Here is a 19,657-nt window from a genome sequence, read left to right as displayed (position 1 = left end):
TGGGTTATCGAATTGGAGGGCAACATGGACCGACTGACGAGCCTCGCCATCTTCGTCGCCGCCGTCGAGGAGGGCAGCCTCGCCGCCGCCGCGCGCCGCTTCGGACTGTCCGCCGCGATGGCCGGCAAACACGTCAGCGCCATCGAGGCCGAGTTGAGTGCGCGGCTGCTCCATCGCACCACACGGCGCTTGAGCCTGACGGAGACCGGCCAGACATTCTACGAACGGTGCAAGCGGATTCTCGAGGCGTTCGACGAAGCGAAGCGGGAGGCGAGCGATACGCAAGCCACGGCGCGCGGTGTGTTACGCATCGCGGCGCCCGTCACGTTCGGTGTGATGCATCTGGGCGAAGTCGTGGCACGCTACCTGGCGGATCATCCGAACGTGAATGTGGAGGTGCAGCTTGGAGATCGCTATGTCGACCTCATCGAGGCAGGCGTCGACGTCGCGATCCGAATCGGCCGCCTGGAGGACCCTGGACTGGTGACGCGCAGACTCGCGCCGTGTCGAATGGCTTTGTGCGCGTCTCCCGCGTACCTGGAGCGCCACGGAACACCACGCACTCCGGAGGCATTGATGCAGGCGCAACGTTTGGCGTTCAGCGAGGCCGTGTCGGCGGGTGACTGGACATTGCACGACCGCGAGAACCGCGCGCACGTCATCGACGGACCGTGCCGGATGACCGCCAACAACGCGCAGATGCTGCTCGCCGCCGCCGTCGGCGGCGCGGGCATCGTGTACGGCCCCACCTTCATGCTCGGCGAGCCCATCCGGCGCGGCGAACTCGTGGAGTTGCTGCCGGCCTACCGCGCCGCCGAACTGACGATTCAGGCGGTTTATCCGAGCACGCGGCGCATACCGTTCAAGGTGCGACGGTTCATCGACTACCTCGCAGAGGCGTTCGGCGATGAACCGCCCTGGGATCGGAAGGCGACGCCTTAAGCCGGGCTCATCAGCTGTCAGCGCCAATCCCGGTGCCATCCGTAGCGCGGATGCCACCATCCCCAACCATAGTGCGGGTGATAGCGCCACGCATAACCCGGGCCCGGCGCAACGCCAACCGGTGCCACATAGACGACGCCGGCCGGGGCGACCGCGGCAGGCTCGACCGGTGCAACCACGCAGCCGGACAGCGACGCCCCCAGCAGCAGCAACGCGACAATCCCGAAACAAGCTTGGGCTTTCATCATGGATCCCCCGATACGCTTAGCGTGAGGTTAAGGAAACGGGGGACTTACTGCCAGCCGGGATGGCGCGCCCGATAGTATTCGACGGCGGCGACACGTTCCCTTTCTGCTTGCCGTGCCAACTGCTCGGCGCGCGCCATATGGCCGCCGAACTCGCCGCCGTGCTCCATCTGAATGACGTGCATTTCCTCGATCGACTGCTGAAGATGGTGCGTTGCAGCCATCGCCTTGTTGTGCAGCTCGTCGGCGAGCGCCGCGGTCGTGATCAGGGCCGCACACAGAATCATGGGGATGGTCTTGAGTTTCATGATGGCAGTTCTCCCGGGTTCGGTTGAAATGAGGGTGACCTGCCAAGGTAAACGCAAGCGTTCGAAGGCATGTTGACGCGCGACGGTCGTGAATTTGTAAGCCGGTATTACGCGGTATTACCCCTGCTCCGCCGCAAAGCAACCGCGAAGCCTAAACAGCCGAGCGCTGTCTTGGGTGCCCGCCACCGCGCGATTCCGATCAGGCGAGCCGCATCTCGACGTAAGGGTCATCGGCTGGCTGCCGGTCAGGAAACGCCTCCGCCCGGGGTAGGCGCCCGCGGCGGAGGCTGAACGAGTTGCGAGTCAGTGAAGCGGCGCGACGACCACCGCGCTTCGGCGCGCTTCCGCACCGGCCTTGGCGGAACATGGGGGCAGCGCCGACAGTGGGTCGCCCGAGCCGATGGACGTCTTGCCGTCGATCACCCATCTTGCCAATTGACGGCACGCCCGGGCGGCGTCGGCGCGCGCATCGAACGCGACGCCGGCATCGGGTTTGAGAGGAATGAAATTGTCGAAAGGCGCGCTGCGATGCCGGCAGAGCCCAATGAACGAGTACAGTTCCACATCGTCATTGGTTTGAATGCACTGAAGATACATCCAGACTTCAAAGCCATCCATATCACCATCGAGCATTTCCCACATCGAAGCCCCCACGGTGTTCGCACGACCTTGATTTCGGTGACCCGAGACCACCGTTCATTCATTATTTGCCGTGCAATTGACTCCCTCTCGTCTCCCATTGGAACGCAGAATCGTGACGCGGAGAAGTCGAGTATTTGCCCCTAATACGTCCGGCCTAGTTCAACCCCGGACACCCTTTCCAAACATGAGGCCGCGCTTGATTGGCAGACCTGACCAGAACCCGACGCGATGCCGCCAAGTACCCTGGATTGACCTATCTCAATCCAATGCGAAAGGGATTTCCTAACATGAATGCCGTGAAGTCGCGCGCGCAACCGCGATTTCGCCTCGGGCATTTCGCCCGTGCGTGTCGAACAACGTCAGGAGATTCGTCATGTACAGATTCATTCGCACGGCAACGGTCAAGAATGCGGCGCTGCTGCCCGCCGCACTGACATTCGCGTCGGAAGTCACGGCCCACATCAACAAGCGATATTCGTTGAACATGGCCTTCGGAACCGAACAATTCGGTTGCGCCAACATTCATTGGCACTTCGATGCCGAAAGCCTCGACAAAATGCAGCAGGTCAACGAAAAACTGATGGGCGATCGCGAATACATCGCGTTACTGGAACAGTCGCAGGGCATCTGGGCCGAAGGGACCATGCACGACGCCGTCGTGCGCCTGGCATGAAGACGCTGACGCCATGCGCCACGCCGGACCGGTGAAGCAACGACGGACCCGCGCAAACATGACTGGGCCGATGGCATGGCGGCGGCGTTTCCCCACGGGAGCGCTTCCCCGCCAATCGAACGCCAATCACCGAATTCCCGCCAACGACAACGGCGGGCGCGCGCGTCAGGCCTTCGGCCCCAATTCAGTCTCGCTGGCCCCGTCGGTGCCGAACACCAGCGCCTTCACATGCAGCAACTGGTCGCGCACCTTGGCGGCCTTCTCGAACTCGAGATTGCGTGCATGCTCCTGCATTTGCTTCTCGAGCTTCTTGATCTCGCGGGCCAACTGCTTTTCCGACATGTCCTGATAATGGGCCTGCTCTTTCGCCTCCGCCATTTCGGCCTTGGCATCCTGCGGATCGTAGACACCGTCGATGATGTCCTTTATACGCTTCTTCACGCCCTGCGGCACGATGCCGTGCGCCTCGTTGTGCGCCATCTGCTTCGCGCGCCGGCGTTCGGTCTCGTCGATGGCCCGCTTCATCGAATCGGTCATCTTGTCCGCGTACAGAATAGCCGTCCCGTTGACGTTGCGCGCCGCCCGCCCGATCGTCTGGATCAGCGAACGCTCGGCGCGCAGAAAGCCCTCCTTGTCGGCATCGAGAATCGCCACGAGCGACACTTCCGGAATGTCCAGGCCCTCGCGCAACAGGTTGATCCCGACGAGTACGTCGAAAGCGCCCAAGCGCAAATCGCGAATGATCTCCACGCGCTCGACGGTGTCGATGTCGCTGTGCAGGTAACGGACCTTCACGCCGTTGTCGGACAGGTACTCAGTCAGTTGCTCGGCCATGCGCTTCGTGAGCGTGGTCACGAGCACGCGCTCCTCCACGGCCACACGCTTGTTGATCTCCGAGAGCACGTCGTCGACCTGCGTGCGAGCAGGACGCACCTCGATGACCGGATCGATCAGACCGGTCGGCCGCACCACCTGCTCCACGACTTGTCCGGTTCGCTTGTTCTCGTAATCGGCCGGCGTGGCCGACACGAAGATGGCCTGGCGCATCTTGCGCTCGTACTCGGCGAACTTCAGCGGACGGTTATCGAGCGCCGACGGCAGGCGGAACCCGTAGTTCACGAGATTCTCCTTGCGCGCCCGGTCGCCGTTGTACATGCCATTGAACTGCCCGATCAGCACGTGCGATTCGTCGAGGAACATCAGCGCGTCGGGCGGGAGGTAGTCGACGAGCGTCGGGGGCGGCTCGCCCGGCGCCGCACCGGACAAGTGCCGCGAGTAGTTCTCAATGCCCTTGCAGAATCCCAGTTCCTGCAACATCTCCAGATCGAACCGCGTGCGCTGCTCGAGGCGCTGCGCCTCGACCAGCTTGCCCTCCTTGTAGAAGAAGTCCAGTCGCTCGCGAAGCTCGTCCTTGATCGTTTCGATCGCACGCAACACCGTTTCACGCGGCGTTACGTAATGCGACGACGGATACACCGTGAATCGCGGCACCTTCTGCCGTACCCGGCCCGTGAGCGGATCGAACAGTTGCAGTGTGTCGACTTCGTCGTCGAACAGCTCGATACGCAGCGCCAGTTCAGCGTGTTCGGCCGGAAAAACGTCAATGGTGTCGCCACGCACCCGGAACGTGCCACGCCCGAAATCCGTTTCGTTGCGCGTGTATTGCATGGCAATCAACCGCGCAATGATCTCGCGCTGCCCGAGCTTGTCGCCCTGGCGCACCGTCAGAATCATCTGGTGGTATTCGCTCGGGTTACCGATGCCGTAAATCGCGGAGACCGTCGCCACGATCACCACGTCGCGCCGCTCCAGCAGGCTCTTGGTCGCCGACAGACGCATCTGCTCGATGTGCTCGTTGACCGACGAGTCCTTCTCGATGAAGAGATCGCGCTGCGGCACGTAGGCTTCCGGCTGGTAATAGTCGTAGTAGGAGACGAAGTACTCGACCGCATTTCGCGGGAAGAATTCGCGAAACTCCGAGTACAGCTGCGCGGCCAGTGTCTTGTTCGGCGCGAACACGATCGCCGGGCGCCCGAGGCGAGCGATGACGTTGGCCATCGTGAATGTCTTGCCCGAACCCGTCACGCCGAGCAACGTCTGAAACGCCAGCCCATCTTCCACGCCTTCGCTCAACTGGGCGATGGCCGTGGGCTGGTCGCCCGCGGGGGGAAACGGGCAATAGAGCTGATAGGGAGAATCGGGAAACGTCTGGAACTTGCTTTCGTCGAGATCGTGGTCAGCCGCAGGAGTCATGGCGAGGCGCAAGCATGAAGGACGGAATCTGGCATTTTAGCGCGTCGGACGATTCCCTGACGCCGATGGGTGACAAGCCGGACGCCGCACATCATCGAATGTCACGACCGGTGGGCCGCCTTGCCGTCGCTCACGGCGGCGACAGCCGATTTCGCCGGCTTCTGGCCAATTTCTGGCGTTTCGTGGCAGTTTTCGTGCCGAAATACCGCCAATTCGCACGACGGGTCCGGGTGTTTACCACAAGCGCGGGCAATCTTCGCTAAAATACCGCGTTGGGCCGATCCCGCGTCCGTTGGCGCCGACCCGCCGCATTTTCCTTACTACCTGCCTCGAGCCGTCGAAATGACCCTCTTCTCCGCTGTCGAACTCGCCCCGCGCGACCCCATTCTTGGCCTGAACGAAGCCTACAACGCCGATCACCGTCCGAACAAGGTGAACCTGGGCGTCGGCGTGTATTTCAATGCGGAAGGCAAACTGCCGCTGCTCAAGGCCGTGAAGGCAGCGGAAGAACAACGTGTGGCCGCCGGTCTGCCGCGCGGCTATCTGCCGATGGAAGGCATTGCCGCCTACGACAAGGCCGTGCAGGAAATGCTGTTCGGCAAGGAATCGCCCGTGCTGGCCGAAGGCCGCGTGGTCACGGCGCAAGCCCTCGGCGGCACCGGTGCACTGAAGATCGGCGCCGACTTCCTCAAGCAGTTGTCCCCGAACGCCACCGTCGCCATCAGCGACCCGAGCTGGGAAAACCACCGCGCGCTGTTCACCACGGCAGGTTTCAACGTCGTGTCGTATCCGTACTACGATGCCGAGTCGCACGGCGTGAACCTGCCGGGCATGCTCGAGATGCTGGGCAAGGAACCCGAAGGCACGATCGTCGTGCTGCACGCGTGCTGTCACAACCCGACCGGCGTCGACCTGACGATGGATCAGTGGGCGCAAGTCGTGGAAGTCGTGAAGGCCCGCAAGCTCGTGCCGTTCCTCGATATCGCCTATCAGGGCTTCGGCGACGGCATCGACGCCGATGCCGCCGTGGTACGCCTGTTCGCCGCTTCCGGCCTGAACTTCTTCGTGTCGAGCTCGTTCTCCAAGTCGTTCTCGCTGTATGGCGAACGCGTGGGCGCGCTGTCGATCGTCACGAGCAGCAAGGACGAAACGACCCGCGTGCTCTCGCAGCTCAAGCGCGTGATTCGCACCAACTACTCGAACCCGCCGACGCACGGCGGATCGGTCGTTGCCGCCGTGCTGGGCAGCGCCGAGCTGCGTGCGCTGTGGGAAGAAGAGCTGGCCGAGATGCGTGAGCGCATCCGCGCGATGCGCCTGGCGCTCGTCGAAAAGCTCCGCGCCCACGGTGTGGATCGCGACTTCTCGTTCGTGATCAAGCAACGCGGCATGTTCTCGTACTCGGGCCTGACTGCTGACCAGGTCGAGCGCCTGCGCGAAGAGTTCGGCATCTATGCCGTGAGCACGGGTCGCATCTGCGTGGCCGCGCTCAATGACAAGAACATCGATCACGTCGCGTCGGCCATCGCCCAGGTGCTGCGTTAATCGCTCGCTCGGCCTCGTCACACGGATCGCGCTCATCACGCCAACTCGCCCCAGAACCGGCGCGAGTTGACGCCGATCGGAAAGCCCGCCCTCAGGCGGGCTTTTTCATGCCCGGAGCCTGCTGCGGCGCAACATCGATAGCTACCACCAATGACGGCCATTGATCAAAACTATCGACCTGATGCGTAAATGCCATATATCAGGGTTATGCTGCGTTGCACACTCGCGATAAACGGTTGCATAATTCCTCCATCATCCGCCCCAGGGCACACAACATGCTGTATCAGATTCATGAGTACAATCGTGCGTGGCTGAATCCCCTCACCACGTGGGCCAAGGCGGCGGCGACGACTTTCGTCAACCCGGGCAGCCTCCTTGCCATGATGCCGGGCGCCCCGCGCATCGCCGCCGGATACGAATTGCTGTACCGGCTCGGCAAAGACTACGAAAAACCCGAATTCAACATCAAGGCGGTCGAAGTCGACGGTCACAACATTCCGGTCGTGGAAATGACCGCGATGGAAAAGCCGTTCTGCCGCCTGCTGCGCTTCAAGCGCTACGCCGACGACGCGAGCGCCGTGGGCCAGCTCAAGGACGATCCGGTCGTGCTGGTCGTGGCACCGCTCTCGGGCCACCACGCCACCTTGCTTCGCGATACCGTCACCACGCTGCTCAAGGATCATAAGGTCTACATCACCGACTGGGTCGATGCCCGCATGGTTCCGCTCGAAGCCGGGGCGTTCCATCTGGACGACTACGTGGCGTACATCCAGGAGTTCATTCGCCATATCGGCGCCGAGAACCTGCATGTGATCTCCGTTTGCCAGCCGACCGTGCCGGTGCTAGGCGCGATCTCGCTCATGGCGTCGAATGGCGAGAAGACACCGAAGACCATGACAATGATGGGCGGGCCGATCGACGCGCGAAAGAGCCCCACCTCGGTCAATTCGCTGGCGACCAACAAGTCGTACGAGTGGTTCGAGAATCACGTGATCCACCCGGTGCCGGCGAACTACCCCGGCTCGGGACGTCTTGTGTATCCGGGATTCCTGCAGCACGCCGGCTTCGTGGCCATGAATCCGGATCGTCACCTGAAGTCGCACTGGGACTTCTATCTGGACCTCATGCGCGGCGACAACGACGACGCCGACTCGCATCGTCGCTTCTACGACGAGTACAACGCCGTGCTCGACATGGCGGCCGAGTATTACCTCGACACGATCAAGACGGTGTTCCAGGACTTCAGCCTCGCGCGCGGCACGTGGGACGTGGCCGGTCAGCGAGTGCGTCCGCAGGACATCAAGACCACCGCCCTGTTCACGATCGAAGGCGAACTGGACGACATCTCGGGTAGCGGCCAGACGCAGGCGGCACATGAGCTGTGCACCGGCATTCCCGCCAAGCGGCGGTCCCATTTCACGGCGCCTTCGTGTGGTCACTACGGCATCTTCTCGGGTAGCCGCTGGCGTAACGTGATCTATCCGCAGATCCGCGACTTCATTGCCAGGCACGCCTGATCGCACGCCGTCGATCGTCGGATAAAAACAAACCGCCGCGCGGGCCGAAGCCCCCGCGGCGGTTTGTTTTTTTCCTGCATGTCGCGACGCGAACGATCGCGGCTGCACGGCATCAGCGCGTACGCAGCGTATCGAGCAGCATCCGTGTGTTGAACGCGGAATACGACTTGCGCGACTCCCCGACCATCACGTCGCGCCCCATGACGATCGAAAGCGTGTGGCGATTCGACATCACGTAGTAACCCATGGCGGAAATCGTCACGTAGAGATCGACCGGATCGATGCCCTCGCGAATCTCCCCGCTCGCCTCGCCCCGCTTGAGCGTCTGAGCGAGCAGCTCCACGATGGGCGAGATCTGCTGACGAATTTCGGTCGACAGTCGCATCGACCTGGCTTCGTGCAGATTTTCGTTATTGATCAGTTGAATCAGCTCGGGATGCTCGGCGTAGTAATCCCACACGAAGTGGGCCAGCTCGGCCACCGCGTCGAGCGGCGCGAGCACGTCGAGTCTGAGCGCGTGTTCCGCGCGGTTGAATTCGCCATAGACCTCTTCGAGCACGGCCAGATAAAGCTGGTCCTTGTTGCCGAAGTAGTAATACAGCATGCGTTCATTGATGTCGGCCCGGCGGGCGATGCTGTCCACGCGGGCACCGCTGGAACCCCGCTCCGCAAACTCCTCGATCGCCGCGGCAAGAATGCGCTGGCGGGTACGTTCGGGGTCCCGTTTGATCTTGGTTTGGGATGTGGTCATGATCGGCCGGTCGTTCTCAACGGGCGGAATTATGGCACATCGGTTCAGTGTTTCCGCAAAATGCAGGATAATTTGACTTTCCGCAGAATCCCCCGCAAACGACGTGTCCGAAGTCACCGCGCTCGCGCAGCGCATCGATGCCCTATTGCCCCAAACGCAGTGCACCAAGTGCGGTTACGATGGCTGCCGCCCTTATGCCGACGCGATTGCCAGCGGCGAGGCCAGTTACAACCAATGCCCGCCCGGCGGCGCGCAGGGCGTGGCACGCCTGGCGCAACTGCTCGGGCGCCCCGTCATTCCGCTCAATCCGCAGAACGGCATCGAGCGCCCGCGTCCTCGCGCCGTCATCGACGAATCGCTATGCATCGGCTGCACGCTTTGCCTGCAGGCCTGCCCGGTCGACGCCATCGTCGGCGCCGCCAAGCTCATGCACACCGTCATCGAAGCGCGCTGCACCGGCTGCGATCTGTGCGTCCCGCCCTGTCCGGTCGACTGCATCGCCATGGTGCCGGTGACGGGCGAGCGAACCGGCTGGGACGCCTGGTCGCCCTCGCAAGCCGACGCCGCCCGCGGGCATTTCGAAGCCCATCAGGCACGCCTGGCGAAGGAAAAGGCCGAGCGCGAAGCTCGTCTGGCCGCCCGTGCGGCGCGTGTCGCGCAAGCCGCCGGATCGCAAGGACCGGACGCCGGCCGCGCAGCGCCTGTCGTCTCGCAGGGTGACGCGAATGTGCCGCCCCGGTCGTCCCAGGATACCGATGCCGCAGCGGCAGCCGCCCGCAAGCAGGCCATCATCCAGGCGGCTCTGGAGCGCGCCCGGCAAAAGAAGGCTGCGCTGGCGGCCGAGGGACTGGGTCCGAAGAACACCGAGAATGTCTCCGCCGCCGTGCAAGCCCAGATCGACGAAGCCGAAGCACGGCGCAAGCGTCTGGGGCTTTCCCCCGCGTCGCCCAACGGCGGCGGCGACGAACCCAAGACGGTCTGAGATGCCACACGCCACCCCGACAAAGCCACATCCGACCGACGCGCCAACGCCATGAACGACGCCAAACGCCGTGCCCTGTTCGAGACCCTGCAACGACTCAATCCGAACCCGACGACGGAGCTCGAGTACACGTCGCCGTTCGAATTGCTGATCGCCGTGTTGCTCTCGGCCCAGGCGACCGACGTGTCCGTGAACAAAGCCACACGCAAGCTCTACGCCGTGGCCAACACGCCGGCGAAGATGCTCGCACTCGGGGAAGCGGGTGTATCGGAGTACATCAAGACGATCGGCCTGTATCGCACCAAGGCGAAGAATGTCATTGCCACCTGTCGGTTGTTGCTCGACGCGCATGGCGGAGAAGTGCCGCGCTCGCGCGAGGCGCTGGAGGCGTTGCCGGGCGTGGGTCGCAAAACCGCGAACGTCGTCCTCAATACCGCCTTCGGAGAGGACACGATCGCCGTCGACACGCATATCTTCCGGGTGGCGAACCGTACGGGTCTGGCGCCCGGCAAGGATCCGCTGGCCGTGGAACTCGCGCTCGAGCGTGTGACGCCGCGAGAGTTCAGACACGACGCGCATCACTGGTTGATTCTGCACGGTCGATACGTATGCAAGGCGCGCAAACCCGAGTGCTGGCATTGCGCGATCGAACCGCTGTGCGATTTCCGACCGAAAACCCCTGCGCCGAAACCCTGACGCGCGAACGCGCTTCACTAACGACAACGGGCGGCCCCGACACCGGAGCCGCCCGTTTTGCATGACGCGCTCGCCGCCCGCCCCGGCTTCCGGGGGGGGGGCCGCACGTGCGATCGTGCGTGCGTGCCTTAGATGATGCGTGCGGCCTCGTCGAACGACAGGCGCGGATTGCGCGGGAACAGCTGCGCGTGATCGCCGTAGCCCAGGTTGCAGATGAAGTTCACGCGCCACTCGGTGCCGCCGAAGAACGTGTCATTGACCTTCTGGGCGTCGAAGCCGGCCATCGGACCGCAATCCAGACCCAGCGCTCGGGCGGCGAGGATGAAGTAGCCGCCTTGCAGCGAGCTGTTCATGTGCGCCGCGCCGGCGGCCTTGGCGGCGTCGCCCGAGAACATCGGCACCATCTTTTCGGCGCCGTTCGGGAAAAGTTTCGGCAGGTGCTCGTAGAACTTCAGGTCGAAGGCGATGATCGCCGTCACCGGTGCGGTGCGCGTCTTTTCGACATTACCCGGCGCCATGCACTCGAGCAATTTCGCCTTGGCTTCCGGGCTCTTCACGAAAACGATGCGTGCGGGCGTGGTGTTGGCCGACGTCGGGCCCCACTTCACGAGTTCATAGAGTTCACGCAGCGTCTCGTCGCTGACCGGCTTGTCGAGCCACGCGTTGTGCGTGCGGGCGTCGGTGAAAAGTTGGGCGATGGCTTCTTTGGCAATGCTGCTCATGACGAATGACCTCGGATGATGGTTGGCAAACGATGGGCGATTGTACCGTCGTCGCGCCGCGCGTGCTGAAGCGGCAAAATTCGCCGCCGCGGACCGCCCGCGCGCCCCTCATGCCCCTGAGGCAGCGCCCCGCGCGGAGAGCCAGAGCACGCCGGCGAGAATCAGCACACCGCCGCCCCACTGCGCGACGGAGAGGGTTTCGCCCAGCAACATGGCCGCGAGCAGGACCGTGACCACGGGTTCGAGCGTCGAAAGCATCGACGCACGCCCGGCCCCCAAGCGCTGCAGACCGGCGAAAAAGGTGAGAATCGCCACGACCGTCGAGCACACGGCGATGGCCAGCAGCGCCGCCCATCCGCCGTGGCTGCCAGGCCATTGCAGCGCATGGCCCTGCGAAGCGCGTATCGCCGCCATGGCGCCGAACGACACCGTGGCGGCCAGGCAGACGAGCGTTGCGGTCGCCCTGGCGTCGACCCCGCGCGTGAGGCGCGCGCCCACGACGATATAACCGGAGTAGATCAGCGCTGCCGCCACGGCCAGCGCCATGCCGAGGGGCTGCCCTTGCCCCCCGCCCACCGTCAGTGCCGTGCCCAGCGAACACAGCGCGAGCGCGCCGAGCTTCACCGGCGTGAGGCGCTCATGCAGGAAGATCGCCGCCAGAATCGTGACGAACACCGGGTAAAGGTAGAGCAGTAACGCAACGAGCGACGCCTGCGCATATTGCAGCGCGCCGAAGAAGCACAACGACTGCCCGACGTAGCCGATGCCGCCCATGAGCGCGATGCCGATCGTCTGACGCCGCGAAGGAAAGGGCACGCGCCGCACCCGGCACCAGATCAGCAGCAGCGCCGACGCGACGAGGAATCGGAACAGGAGCATCGCGTACATATCGGCCCCGGACGCCGAGGCCGCCCGCGCGAAGATGGCCATGGCGCCGAATGCCGACGCCGACAAGGCGATCAGCGCCACGCCGCCCCATGCCGACGGCGGCGGGACGGACGGCATGGCGGGAACGCCGCCGGAGGCGGCAGGCATGCGGGGGCTTTGCGACATGATTGGGTAAATTGAGCGACAATACAGCGTGTTTACACGGGTTACAGGCACGTTCCGTACGACGACCCCGCCCGGCATGCCGTGGCAATGCATGCGTCATTGTAGCCATGGCATGCCTTACCCGAACCCCACGGAGTCCCCATGTTCAATCCCAGCCGCGACGAAGTCCGGCAATTCTTTTGCACCACCTGGCAGAAGCAACGCAGCGGTGGCATTCTCACACCGCTGGAGACGATTGCCGCCGACTGGATTCAGGAACACCCCGAGTACCACGATGCGCTCGCCGATACCGAGGATGCGAGCAGTCGCGACTATTCACCCGAGGCGGGGCAAACCAACCCGTTCCTGCATCTGTCGATGCATCTGGCGATCAGCGAGCAGGTCTCGATCGATCAGCCGCCCGGTATCCGTGCCGCCTACGAGAAACTGACGAACCGCCTCGATTCGCCGCACGAGGCGCAGCACCGGATCATGGAGTGTCTCGGACAAACGCTGTGGGAAGCGCAGCGCAGCGGCCAGCCGCCGGACTCGGACGCCTATCTCCAGCGCATCGAGCAGCAGGCCTCGCGATAAAGCCTCGGCCGGACGACGGATAACGACGGTCACCCATCGGGTCACCGTCGTTTTTTGACTGCCAGGCGGCCCATCACTACCGCGACGCCGCGCCTCGCGGGCGCGCCTCGCCGGCCGTTTCGGGGGCGCTCCGGTTACTTCTTCGTGACGAGATCGCCCGGGAGCGATTCCACGTAGGCGGCGATGTCCTTCAATTCCTCGGACGTGAAGGGACGCGGCTTGCCGTCCTTGCCCACCGTGGCGGGATTGGACATGACCTGGGTCTTCATGATGGCGTTGGAGCGGCCGAACACCAGGCTCGTTTCGTTCTGGTAGGCTCGCAGCGCGTTGTAGACGTAGTCGGCGTATTGCCCTGCCAGCTTCGGATATTCGGGGGTGATCGGCGCGTTCAGATTGGCGCCATGGCAGCTCGCGCACATGCCCTTCTCCACCAGCGCCTTGCCGTTGGCCACATTGCCGGCGGCATGCGCCGAGCCGGCGGCGAACATTACGCCGACCATGAGGGGCATCAGGGATGCCGCCAGGGCGGACTTGGCCATCGCATACATCGAATGCTTCATCGTGTTCTCCTCAGCCACGCACGTTTTACTTCTGGGGATTGACCGGCGTCGACGCCGACTGCGCCGCGTAGTAAGCGGCGATGTCGACGATGTCCTGATCGGACAACGTGGCTGCGATGGCGTGCATCGACTGGAACTTGCGATCGCCCTTCTTGTATTCGTTCAGCGCGTTTTCGATGTATTTCGCGTTCTGTCCGCCGATCCTCGGCACGTGATACACCTCGGGGAACGCGGTGCGATAGTCGGGAATGCCGTGGCATCCGATGCACATGGCGACCTTGCCCTTCGCCGCTTCGATGTTTGGCGTGAGTTCGGCAGCATGCAGCGTGAGCGACGTGCCACCAAGCGCTAGCGCCATCATCGTGAGGAACTTTTTCATGGTCTTCTTGGGAACGTTTTTGGTTGGAATACCGGCCCGCAACACGCAGGTCTGCGTCCCGGCTCCAAGGCCGCCGACCTGTGAAAAAAGCAATCGATTGTAACCTACCCACCCGGGCCCGCAAACTCGGGGGTGACCCGCACAGTTCTCCGAAGTTTTTTCACAAGTCCTTGACGCAAAGGCGGATTTTCGCCGCTCAAGCGAGCCGTATGCGCAATGTCTTATACTGAACTTTTTCCCTGACCGGCCGACTGGCCGACTGTTTGCGGACGGCTCCGACCATGCGCTTTGAAGGCTCTTCCCAGTACGTCGCCACCGACGACCTCAAGCTCGCCGTGAATGCGGCGGCCACGCTCCAACGTCCGCTGCTCATCAAGGGCGAACCCGGCACCGGCAAGACCATGCTCGCCGAGGAAGTCGCCGCCGCCCTCGACATGCCGCTGCTGCAATGGCATGTGAAGTCCACGACGAAGGCGCAGCAAGGGCTATACGAATACGACGCCGTGTCGCGCCTGCGCGATTCGCAACTGGGCGACGAGCGCGTTCGCGACATCGCCAACTACATCGTCAAGGGCGTGCTCTGGCAGGCGTTCGAGGCCGACCGACCCGTGGTGCTGCTGATCGACGAGATCGACAAGGCCGATATCGAATTCCCCAACGACCTGCTGCGCGAACTCGACCGCATGGAGTTCTACGTCTACGAGACGCGCCAGCTGATCAAGGCGCGGCATCGCCCGCTCGTCATCATCACGTCGAACAACGAGAAGGAATTGCCCGACGCCTTCCTGCGCCGCTGCTTCTTCCATTACATCAAGTTCCCCGAGCCGGCGACGATGCAGTCGATCATCGACGTGCACTTCCCGAACATTCGCCGCGAACTGGTCAGCGCCGCCATGGCGACGTTCTTCGAGGTGCGCGAGATCCCGGGGCTGAAGAAGAAGCCGTCGACCTCGGAGCTGATCGACTGGCTCAAGCTGCTCATGGCCGAGGAAATCGGGCCGGAGGCACTGCGCAGCGCCGACAACAAGCTGGCCATTCCGCCGCTCGCGGGGGCGCTGCTCAAGAACGAACAGGACATGCATCTGTTCGAGCGTCTCGTGTTCATGAATCGCGCCAACCGGTAAGCACGCTGCCGTCATGCTGATCGACTTCTTCTACACCCTGCGCGCGGCGAAGCTGCCGGTCTCGGTCAAGGAATACCTGACGCTGCTCGAAGCGCTGCAGCATCAGGTCATCGCGCCCTCGCTCGACGAGTTCTACTATCTGGCGCGCCTCTCGCTCGTCAAGGACGAGAAGCACTACGACAAGTTCGATCAGGCGTTCGGCGCCTATTTCAAGGGTGTGCAACAGGTCGTCGACGCGTCTGGCGAAGTGCCGCTCGAATGGCTCAGGAAGCGCATGCAGCGCGAGCTCTCACCGGAGGACAAGGCACGCATTCAGGCGCTGGGCGGTCTGGACAAGCTCATGGAACGCCTCAAGCAACTGTTCGACGAGCAGAAAGGCCGTCACGAAGGTGGCAGCAAATGGATTGGCACCGGCGGCACATCGCCCTTCGGCAACGGCGGTTTCAACCCCGAGGGCATTCGCATCGGCGGCGAGAGCAATGGCAATCGCACTGCGGTGAAAGTGTGGGATCAGCGCGCATACCGGGATTACGATGACACCGTCGAGCTCGGCACGCGCAACATCAAGGTTGCACTGCGTCGACTGCGCAAGTTCGCGCGCGAGGGTGCGGCCGAAGAACTCGATCTCGACGACACCATTCGCTCCACGGCCGCCAACGCGGGCTGGCTCGATCTGAAGCTGGTGCCGGAGCGCCACAACAATGTGAAGGTTCTCATGCTGCTGGACGTGGGCGGCTCGATGGACGACCACATTGCGCGCACGGAAGAGCTATTCTCGGCGGCAAAATCCGAATTCAAGCATCTGGAGTTCTATTACTTCCACAACTGCGTCTACGACTTCCTCTGGCGCCAGAATCGTCGCCGCCACAGCGAACGCTTCGAGACATGGGATGTGCTGCGCAAGTACCCGGCGGACTATAAGCTGATCTTCGTGGGCGACGCCACCATGAGTCCGTACGAGGTACTGCAACCGGGTGGCTCGGTCGAGTACAACAACAAGGAAGCCGGCGCCGTATGGCTGCGCCGCTTCATCGATCGCTTTCCGCACCACGCCTGGCTCAACCCCGAGCCCGAGGCGATATGGCAGTATCGTCAATCGATTTCGGTGATCCGCCAGCTATTTGCCAATCGGATGTATCCCATCACGATCGCCGGACTCGAATCGGCCATGCGGGTACTGAGCAAGTAAGCCCGCCGTCACACGGCCGGTGCGGCACCGCTGCGGCGCCACGGCATGGCCTCGCGCTGCGGCACGACGGCGTATTAGCGGCCACCACCGACATACTACCGACGCAATAACAACGTAACGAGAGACACCTTTCCATCATGACGTCCAGCACGACTTCCCTGCCGCCGCTCCGCCCCCTGGCAGACACGTCACCGTCGGCCATCGTGGCCGGCTTCGTAGCGATGATGACGGGCTACACCAGCTCGCTGATTCTGATGTTCCAGGCGGGCCAGGCCGCCCATCTCTCGCCGGCGCAGATTTCGTCCTGGATCTGGGCGCTGTCGATCGGCATGGGGGTGACCACCATCGGGCTGTCGCTGCGCTATCGCACACCGGTGGTCGTGGCGTGGTCGACGCCGGGCGCCGCGCTGCTGATCACGTCGCTGCCCGGCGTGCCCTATGGCGAGGCCATTGGCGCCTTCATCGTCTGCAATGCGCTCATTGCGTTGTGCGGGTTGACGGGCGGCTTCGAGACGATCATGCGCCGGGTGCCGCCCGCGCTGGCGTCTGCATTGCTTGCGGGCATTCTGTTTCGCATCGGGCTGGAAATCTTCGTCGCCGCGCAACACCAGACCGCGCTCGTGCTCTCGATGTTCTTCACCTACCTCGTGGTCAAGCGCTTCGCGTCGCGCTACGCGATCTTGCTGGCGCTGATCGTGGGCACGGCCATCGCCGGCGGACTTGGCCTGCTCGACTTCAGCCACTTCCACGTGTCGCTGGCCAGGCCGGTGTGGACCACGCCATCGTTCTCGCTGGCGGCGACGATCAGCATCGCGATTCCGCTGTTCGTGGTCGCGATGGCGTCGCAGAACGTGCCGGGACTGGCCGTGCTGCGTGCCGACGGCTACAAGGTGCCTGCGTCGCCCCTGATTTCGACGACGGGCGTCGCCTCGGTACTGCTTGCGCCGTTCGGGTCGCACGGCATCCATCTGGCGGCGATCACGGCCGCCATCTGCACCGGGCGCGAGGCCCATGAAGACCCCGCCAAGCGCTACACCGCCGCGGTCTGGTCGGGCGTGTTCTATCTGATCGCGGGCACATTCGGCGCGACCATCGCCGCCTTGTTCGCAGCGTTCCCGAAGGCGCTCGTGGTCTCGATCGCCGCCTTAGCCCTGTTCGGCTCGATCATGAACGGACTGGCCAACGCGATGCACGACACGAAGCAGCGCGAAGCGGCGCTCATCACCTTCATGGTGACCGCCTCGGGGCTGACACTGCTGTCGATCGGCTCGGCGTTCTGGGGCCTGATCGCCGGCGTGCTCACGCTGGCGATTCTTCAGTGGCGTCGCGCCTGAACCGATCGCGTACCGCGCGCCGCCGCGCCGGGTGATACCATCCGGCGCGCAACGACACTTCACATCTTACGTAACCGCAGGAGCAGCAGAACCATGGCAGTGATCGAACCGACTCCGGTCTTCAAGGACAACCTCGCGCAAATCACGCAGCAAGGCATCACCATCGATGGCATCGCCCGCATCGAGTTGCACGATGCCGCCGGCGCGCTCGTCGCCACTATCGAGAACGCCCCGGGCAAGCAGGGCTCGCTCGCCGTGTATCACTACCTCAGGCAGGCATTCGGTACGCTCGACGCCAAGGCAGCGCAACACGGTCTGGCCGTGTTCGCCGAACACACGGCCGACGCGCGCAATCGTCCGGGTGCTCATCCGAACGTCGATCGCCTGCTGGCCATCGTCGCCGGCGGCGAAGCGCTGCGCATCGAGGAAGTGACCGCGTAACAACGGGCACGCAGGGGCACGCGGGGACATGCGGGAAACGGCGGAATGCCGCCGCATGCGAATGCCGCGCCACCCCAATGAAAAAGCCAGCCGGGAGGCTGGCTTTTTCGTTGCTTGCGCGCGGTGCGCTCGCGGTCAGATCGTGAGCATGGGGCCGCCATCGCCATTGGCGGACCGCAGTTGCTTGACCCAGCGCCTCGCGGGCAAGCCGGTCGCGGCTTCCACTACCTTCGCGCGCGCCTCCACGTCCTTCCATTGCACGGACAGCAGCGGTCCGTTGAAGGCCAGCACGATGACGTTGCCATCATGCACTTCCGGGAATTCGATCACGCGGTTGTCGAACGCCTGGCGCAGGCGGCGAATGTTCTTGGGATAGCTGTCGTGGTCGCCGAACAGGTTCATGGTCAGCATGCCCGGCTCGCGCAGCGTGGCGCGACACGCTTTGTAGAACGCCGGCGTGTCGTGCACCGGACCGCGTGCGGTGGCGTCGTAAAGATCGACCTGCAGCACGTCGACGGTGCCGTGATTGGCGGCGTCGGTCACGAAATCCCAGGCATCCATTTCGCGCACCTTCAGCGTACGGGAGTCGCCCGGCAGATCGAACATCGTGCGCGCGGCAACGACCACGGCCGGGTTCAGCTCGACGGCGGTGACCTGCGTACGCGGAAACTGCCTGGCGCAAAACTTCGTGATCGAGCCGGTGCCCAGCCCCAGTTGCACGACGTGCTTCGGCGCGCGCATGAACAGCAACCACGCCATCATCTGCTGCGCGTATTCGAGTTCGATACGATCAGGCTTGGACAAACGCATCGCACCCTGCACCCATTCCGTGCCGAAATGCAGGAAACGCACGCCCCCAATCTCGGAGAACGTCACCGGTGCGAAACGCGGCTTGTAGGCGGGACGCTGCGAGCGGGTGGACGGCGCGTCGGCGACGAAGGCCTCGGCTTCGATGGATTTGCGTTTGATGAGGGTCATGTGTCCTTCTGTGAAACTCGGGAAATTCCGATGGGTTCGCATTGTACCGGGTTCGCCCGGAGTACCCACGACGCCGACGCCTCAGGACACGCCAGATGCACCCGATGCACCGGACGCGCCGGATGCGCTCAACGCATGCGAAGGCCCCGATTCGCCCCTCCCCAACGCCATGCGGGACATGCCCCCAAGCACGACATGCAGCGAAACCGGCATCCGCCGATGCTGCCGAGCCCTCACGCCAGCCAGTCGCGCAACGCGAGCCACGCATCGCGCTTGGTCGCGTAGGGAATGGTGTATGCCGGGCTGCTCGACGGCAGAAGCACCACCGGCAGCGCCACGGCGCCTTGCGCGAGCGCACGCTGGCCGATGCGGGCCGCCGTTCCGCCGTTGAAGGCCACGGCGCGCAACGTCGGCAACTTGCCGATCAGGCCGGCGAGGTCGCTCCCGGCGTGCACGCGAATGTTGCTGTCGAGGCTGCCCTCGCGACGCGCCTGCGCCACGACATCCCACAAGCCGACGCCATGCGCGAGTAGCGCCTCGAGCCGCTGCGCATAGGATAGCGAAGGCAACGGTTCTCCGATCGCCTCGCCCACCAGATGCCAGAAGCGATTCTGCGGGTGCGCGTAATACTGCTGCTGCGCGAGCGAGACTTCGCCGGGCAGGCTGCCGAGAATCAGCACACGCGTTTGCGCGTCCACCACAGGCGGGAAGTTGCGTTTCAGATCGGAAAGGTTGTCACGTAATGCCATGGAC

At 63.6% G+C, this 19,657-nt stretch carries 23 protein-coding genes; 12 read left to right on the top strand and 11 right to left on the bottom strand.

Features of this window, described 5'->3' with window-relative positions; genetic code table 11:
- Positions 1-24: 24 nt before the first annotated feature.
- A complete protein-coding gene (locus tag PMO31116_RS12415) occupies positions 25-942 on the top strand; it encodes a LysR family transcriptional regulator (RefSeq protein ID WP_150566981.1) in 918 nt (305 codons plus the stop codon).
- 17 nt (positions 943-959) lie between these two features.
- Here PMO31116_RS12415 and PMO31116_RS12410 read toward each other — a convergent pair whose 3' ends face one another.
- From PMO31116_RS12410 to PMO31116_RS12400, 3 genes are all read right to left on the bottom strand, one after another.
- Positions 960-1,190 (bottom strand): hypothetical protein, encoded by a 231-nt coding sequence (locus tag PMO31116_RS12410; RefSeq protein WP_425494790.1) that lies wholly within the window; start codon positions 1,188-1,190, stop codon positions 960-962.
- A 44-nt stretch (positions 1,191-1,234) separates the two neighbouring features.
- Positions 1,235-1,495, bottom strand: a complete 261-nt coding sequence (locus PMO31116_RS12405; RefSeq protein WP_150566980.1) for a hypothetical protein — start codon at positions 1,493-1,495, stop codon at positions 1,235-1,237.
- Positions 1,496-1,798: 303 nt separating this feature from the next.
- Positions 1,799-2,137 (bottom strand): hypothetical protein, encoded by a 339-nt coding sequence (locus PMO31116_RS12400; protein ID WP_150566979.1) that lies wholly within the window; start codon positions 2,135-2,137, stop codon positions 1,799-1,801.
- Positions 2,138-2,510: 373 nt separating this feature from the next.
- Between PMO31116_RS12400 and PMO31116_RS12395 the strand changes: the two genes are divergently transcribed.
- Positions 2,511-2,810, top strand: coding sequence for a hypothetical protein (locus PMO31116_RS12395; RefSeq protein WP_150566978.1), 300 nt, complete (start codon positions 2,511-2,513; stop codon positions 2,808-2,810).
- Positions 2,811-2,975: 165 nt separating this feature from the next.
- Here PMO31116_RS12395 and uvrB read toward each other — a convergent pair whose 3' ends face one another.
- The gene (uvrB, locus tag PMO31116_RS12390) at positions 2,976-5,063 is read right to left on the bottom strand and encodes an excinuclease ABC subunit UvrB (RefSeq protein WP_150566977.1); all 2,088 of its coding nucleotides are present in this window, start codon (positions 5,061-5,063) and stop codon (positions 2,976-2,978) included.
- Positions 5,064-5,077: 14 nt separating this feature from the next.
- Here uvrB and PMO31116_RS12385 point away from each other — a divergent pair, with 14 nt between their 5' ends.
- From PMO31116_RS12385 to PMO31116_RS12375, 3 genes are all read left to right on the top strand, one after another.
- Complete coding sequence (locus PMO31116_RS12385) at positions 5,078-5,326, top strand: hypothetical protein (protein WP_150566976.1); 249 nt, start codon at positions 5,078-5,080, stop codon at positions 5,324-5,326.
- Positions 5,327-5,405: 79 nt separating this feature from the next.
- Positions 5,406-6,605 carry an amino acid aminotransferase gene (locus PMO31116_RS12380; protein ID WP_150566975.1) on the top strand — a complete coding sequence of 400 codons (1,200 nt, stop codon included), beginning with the start codon at positions 5,406-5,408 and terminating at the stop codon, positions 6,603-6,605.
- A 275-nt stretch (positions 6,606-6,880) separates the two neighbouring features.
- A complete protein-coding gene (locus PMO31116_RS12375) occupies positions 6,881-8,122 on the top strand; it encodes a polyhydroxyalkanoate depolymerase (protein WP_150566974.1) in 1,242 nt (413 codons plus the stop codon).
- 112 nt (positions 8,123-8,234) lie between these two features.
- Here PMO31116_RS12375 and PMO31116_RS12370 read toward each other — a convergent pair whose 3' ends face one another.
- On the bottom strand, positions 8,235-8,873 hold the full coding sequence (locus PMO31116_RS12370) for a TetR/AcrR family transcriptional regulator (protein ID WP_150566973.1): 639 nt from the start codon (positions 8,871-8,873) through the stop codon (positions 8,235-8,237).
- A gap of 103 nt (positions 8,874-8,976) precedes the next feature.
- Between PMO31116_RS12370 and rsxB the strand changes: the two genes are divergently transcribed.
- Together rsxB and nth are read left to right on the top strand one after the other, a co-directional pair.
- Entirely contained in the window at positions 8,977-9,855 is an 879-nt protein-coding gene (gene rsxB, locus PMO31116_RS12365; RefSeq protein WP_150566972.1) for an electron transport complex subunit RsxB, read from the top strand.
- 51 nt (positions 9,856-9,906) lie between these two features.
- A complete protein-coding gene (gene nth / locus PMO31116_RS12360) occupies positions 9,907-10,551 on the top strand; it encodes an endonuclease III (RefSeq protein WP_150566971.1) in 645 nt (214 codons plus the stop codon).
- Positions 10,552-10,679: 128 nt separating this feature from the next.
- Here nth and PMO31116_RS12355 read toward each other — a convergent pair whose 3' ends face one another.
- A complete protein-coding gene (locus tag PMO31116_RS12355) occupies positions 10,680-11,273 on the bottom strand; it encodes a malonic semialdehyde reductase (RefSeq protein WP_023596716.1) in 594 nt (197 codons plus the stop codon).
- A 108-nt stretch (positions 11,274-11,381) separates the two neighbouring features.
- Positions 11,382-12,278 carry a DMT family transporter gene (locus PMO31116_RS12350; protein WP_150567078.1) on the bottom strand — a complete coding sequence of 299 codons (897 nt, stop codon included), beginning with the start codon at positions 12,276-12,278 and terminating at the stop codon, positions 11,382-11,384.
- Between the two features lie 189 nt (positions 12,279-12,467).
- On the opposite strand from PMO31116_RS12350, the gene PMO31116_RS12345 reads away from it, so the two are divergent.
- The gene (locus PMO31116_RS12345; RefSeq protein WP_150566970.1) at positions 12,468-12,899 is read left to right on the top strand and encodes a DUF1841 family protein; all 432 of its coding nucleotides are present in this window, start codon (positions 12,468-12,470) and stop codon (positions 12,897-12,899) included.
- A gap of 134 nt (positions 12,900-13,033) precedes the next feature.
- On the opposite strand, the gene PMO31116_RS12340 is transcribed toward PMO31116_RS12345, so the two are convergent.
- Both PMO31116_RS12340 and PMO31116_RS12335 read right to left on the bottom strand, forming a co-directional pair.
- Positions 13,034-13,399, bottom strand: a complete 366-nt coding sequence (locus PMO31116_RS12340) for a c-type cytochrome (protein ID WP_425494791.1) — start codon at positions 13,397-13,399, stop codon at positions 13,034-13,036.
- 85 nt (positions 13,400-13,484) lie between these two features.
- Positions 13,485-13,838, bottom strand: coding sequence for a c-type cytochrome (locus tag PMO31116_RS12335; protein ID WP_023596719.1), 354 nt, complete (start codon positions 13,836-13,838; stop codon positions 13,485-13,487).
- A 281-nt stretch (positions 13,839-14,119) separates the two neighbouring features.
- On the opposite strand from PMO31116_RS12335, the gene PMO31116_RS12330 reads away from it, so the two are divergent.
- From PMO31116_RS12330 to PMO31116_RS12315, 4 genes are all read left to right on the top strand, one after another.
- Positions 14,120-14,962, top strand: a complete 843-nt coding sequence (locus PMO31116_RS12330; RefSeq protein WP_023596720.1) for an AAA family ATPase — start codon at positions 14,120-14,122, stop codon at positions 14,960-14,962.
- A 13-nt stretch (positions 14,963-14,975) separates the two neighbouring features.
- On the top strand, positions 14,976-16,151 hold the full coding sequence (locus tag PMO31116_RS12325) for a vWA domain-containing protein (protein ID WP_150566968.1): 1,176 nt from the start codon (positions 14,976-14,978) through the stop codon (positions 16,149-16,151).
- A 137-nt stretch (positions 16,152-16,288) separates the two neighbouring features.
- A complete protein-coding gene (locus PMO31116_RS12320; protein ID WP_150566967.1) occupies positions 16,289-17,485 on the top strand; it encodes a benzoate/H(+) symporter BenE family transporter in 1,197 nt (398 codons plus the stop codon).
- Between the two features lie 99 nt (positions 17,486-17,584).
- Positions 17,585-17,926, top strand: coding sequence for a DUF2322 family protein (locus PMO31116_RS12315; RefSeq protein WP_150567077.1), 342 nt, complete (start codon positions 17,585-17,587; stop codon positions 17,924-17,926).
- A gap of 135 nt (positions 17,927-18,061) precedes the next feature.
- On the opposite strand, the gene PMO31116_RS12310 is transcribed toward PMO31116_RS12315, so the two are convergent.
- Entirely contained in the window at positions 18,062-18,904 is an 843-nt protein-coding gene (locus tag PMO31116_RS12310; protein WP_150566966.1) for a class I SAM-dependent methyltransferase, read from the bottom strand.
- Positions 18,905-19,137: 233 nt separating this feature from the next.
- A complete protein-coding gene (locus PMO31116_RS12305) occupies positions 19,138-19,653 on the bottom strand; it encodes a DNA-deoxyinosine glycosylase (protein ID WP_150566965.1) in 516 nt (171 codons plus the stop codon).
- Positions 19,654-19,657 lie beyond the last annotated feature (4 nt).

The organism is Pandoraea morbifera (genome assembly GCF_902459575.1).
GTDB lineage: Bacteria > Pseudomonadota > Gammaproteobacteria > Burkholderiales > Burkholderiaceae > Pandoraea > Pandoraea morbifera.
The sequence above is the reverse complement of the archived record's forward strand: the minus strand, read 5'-3'. Positions and strand labels throughout refer to the sequence as shown.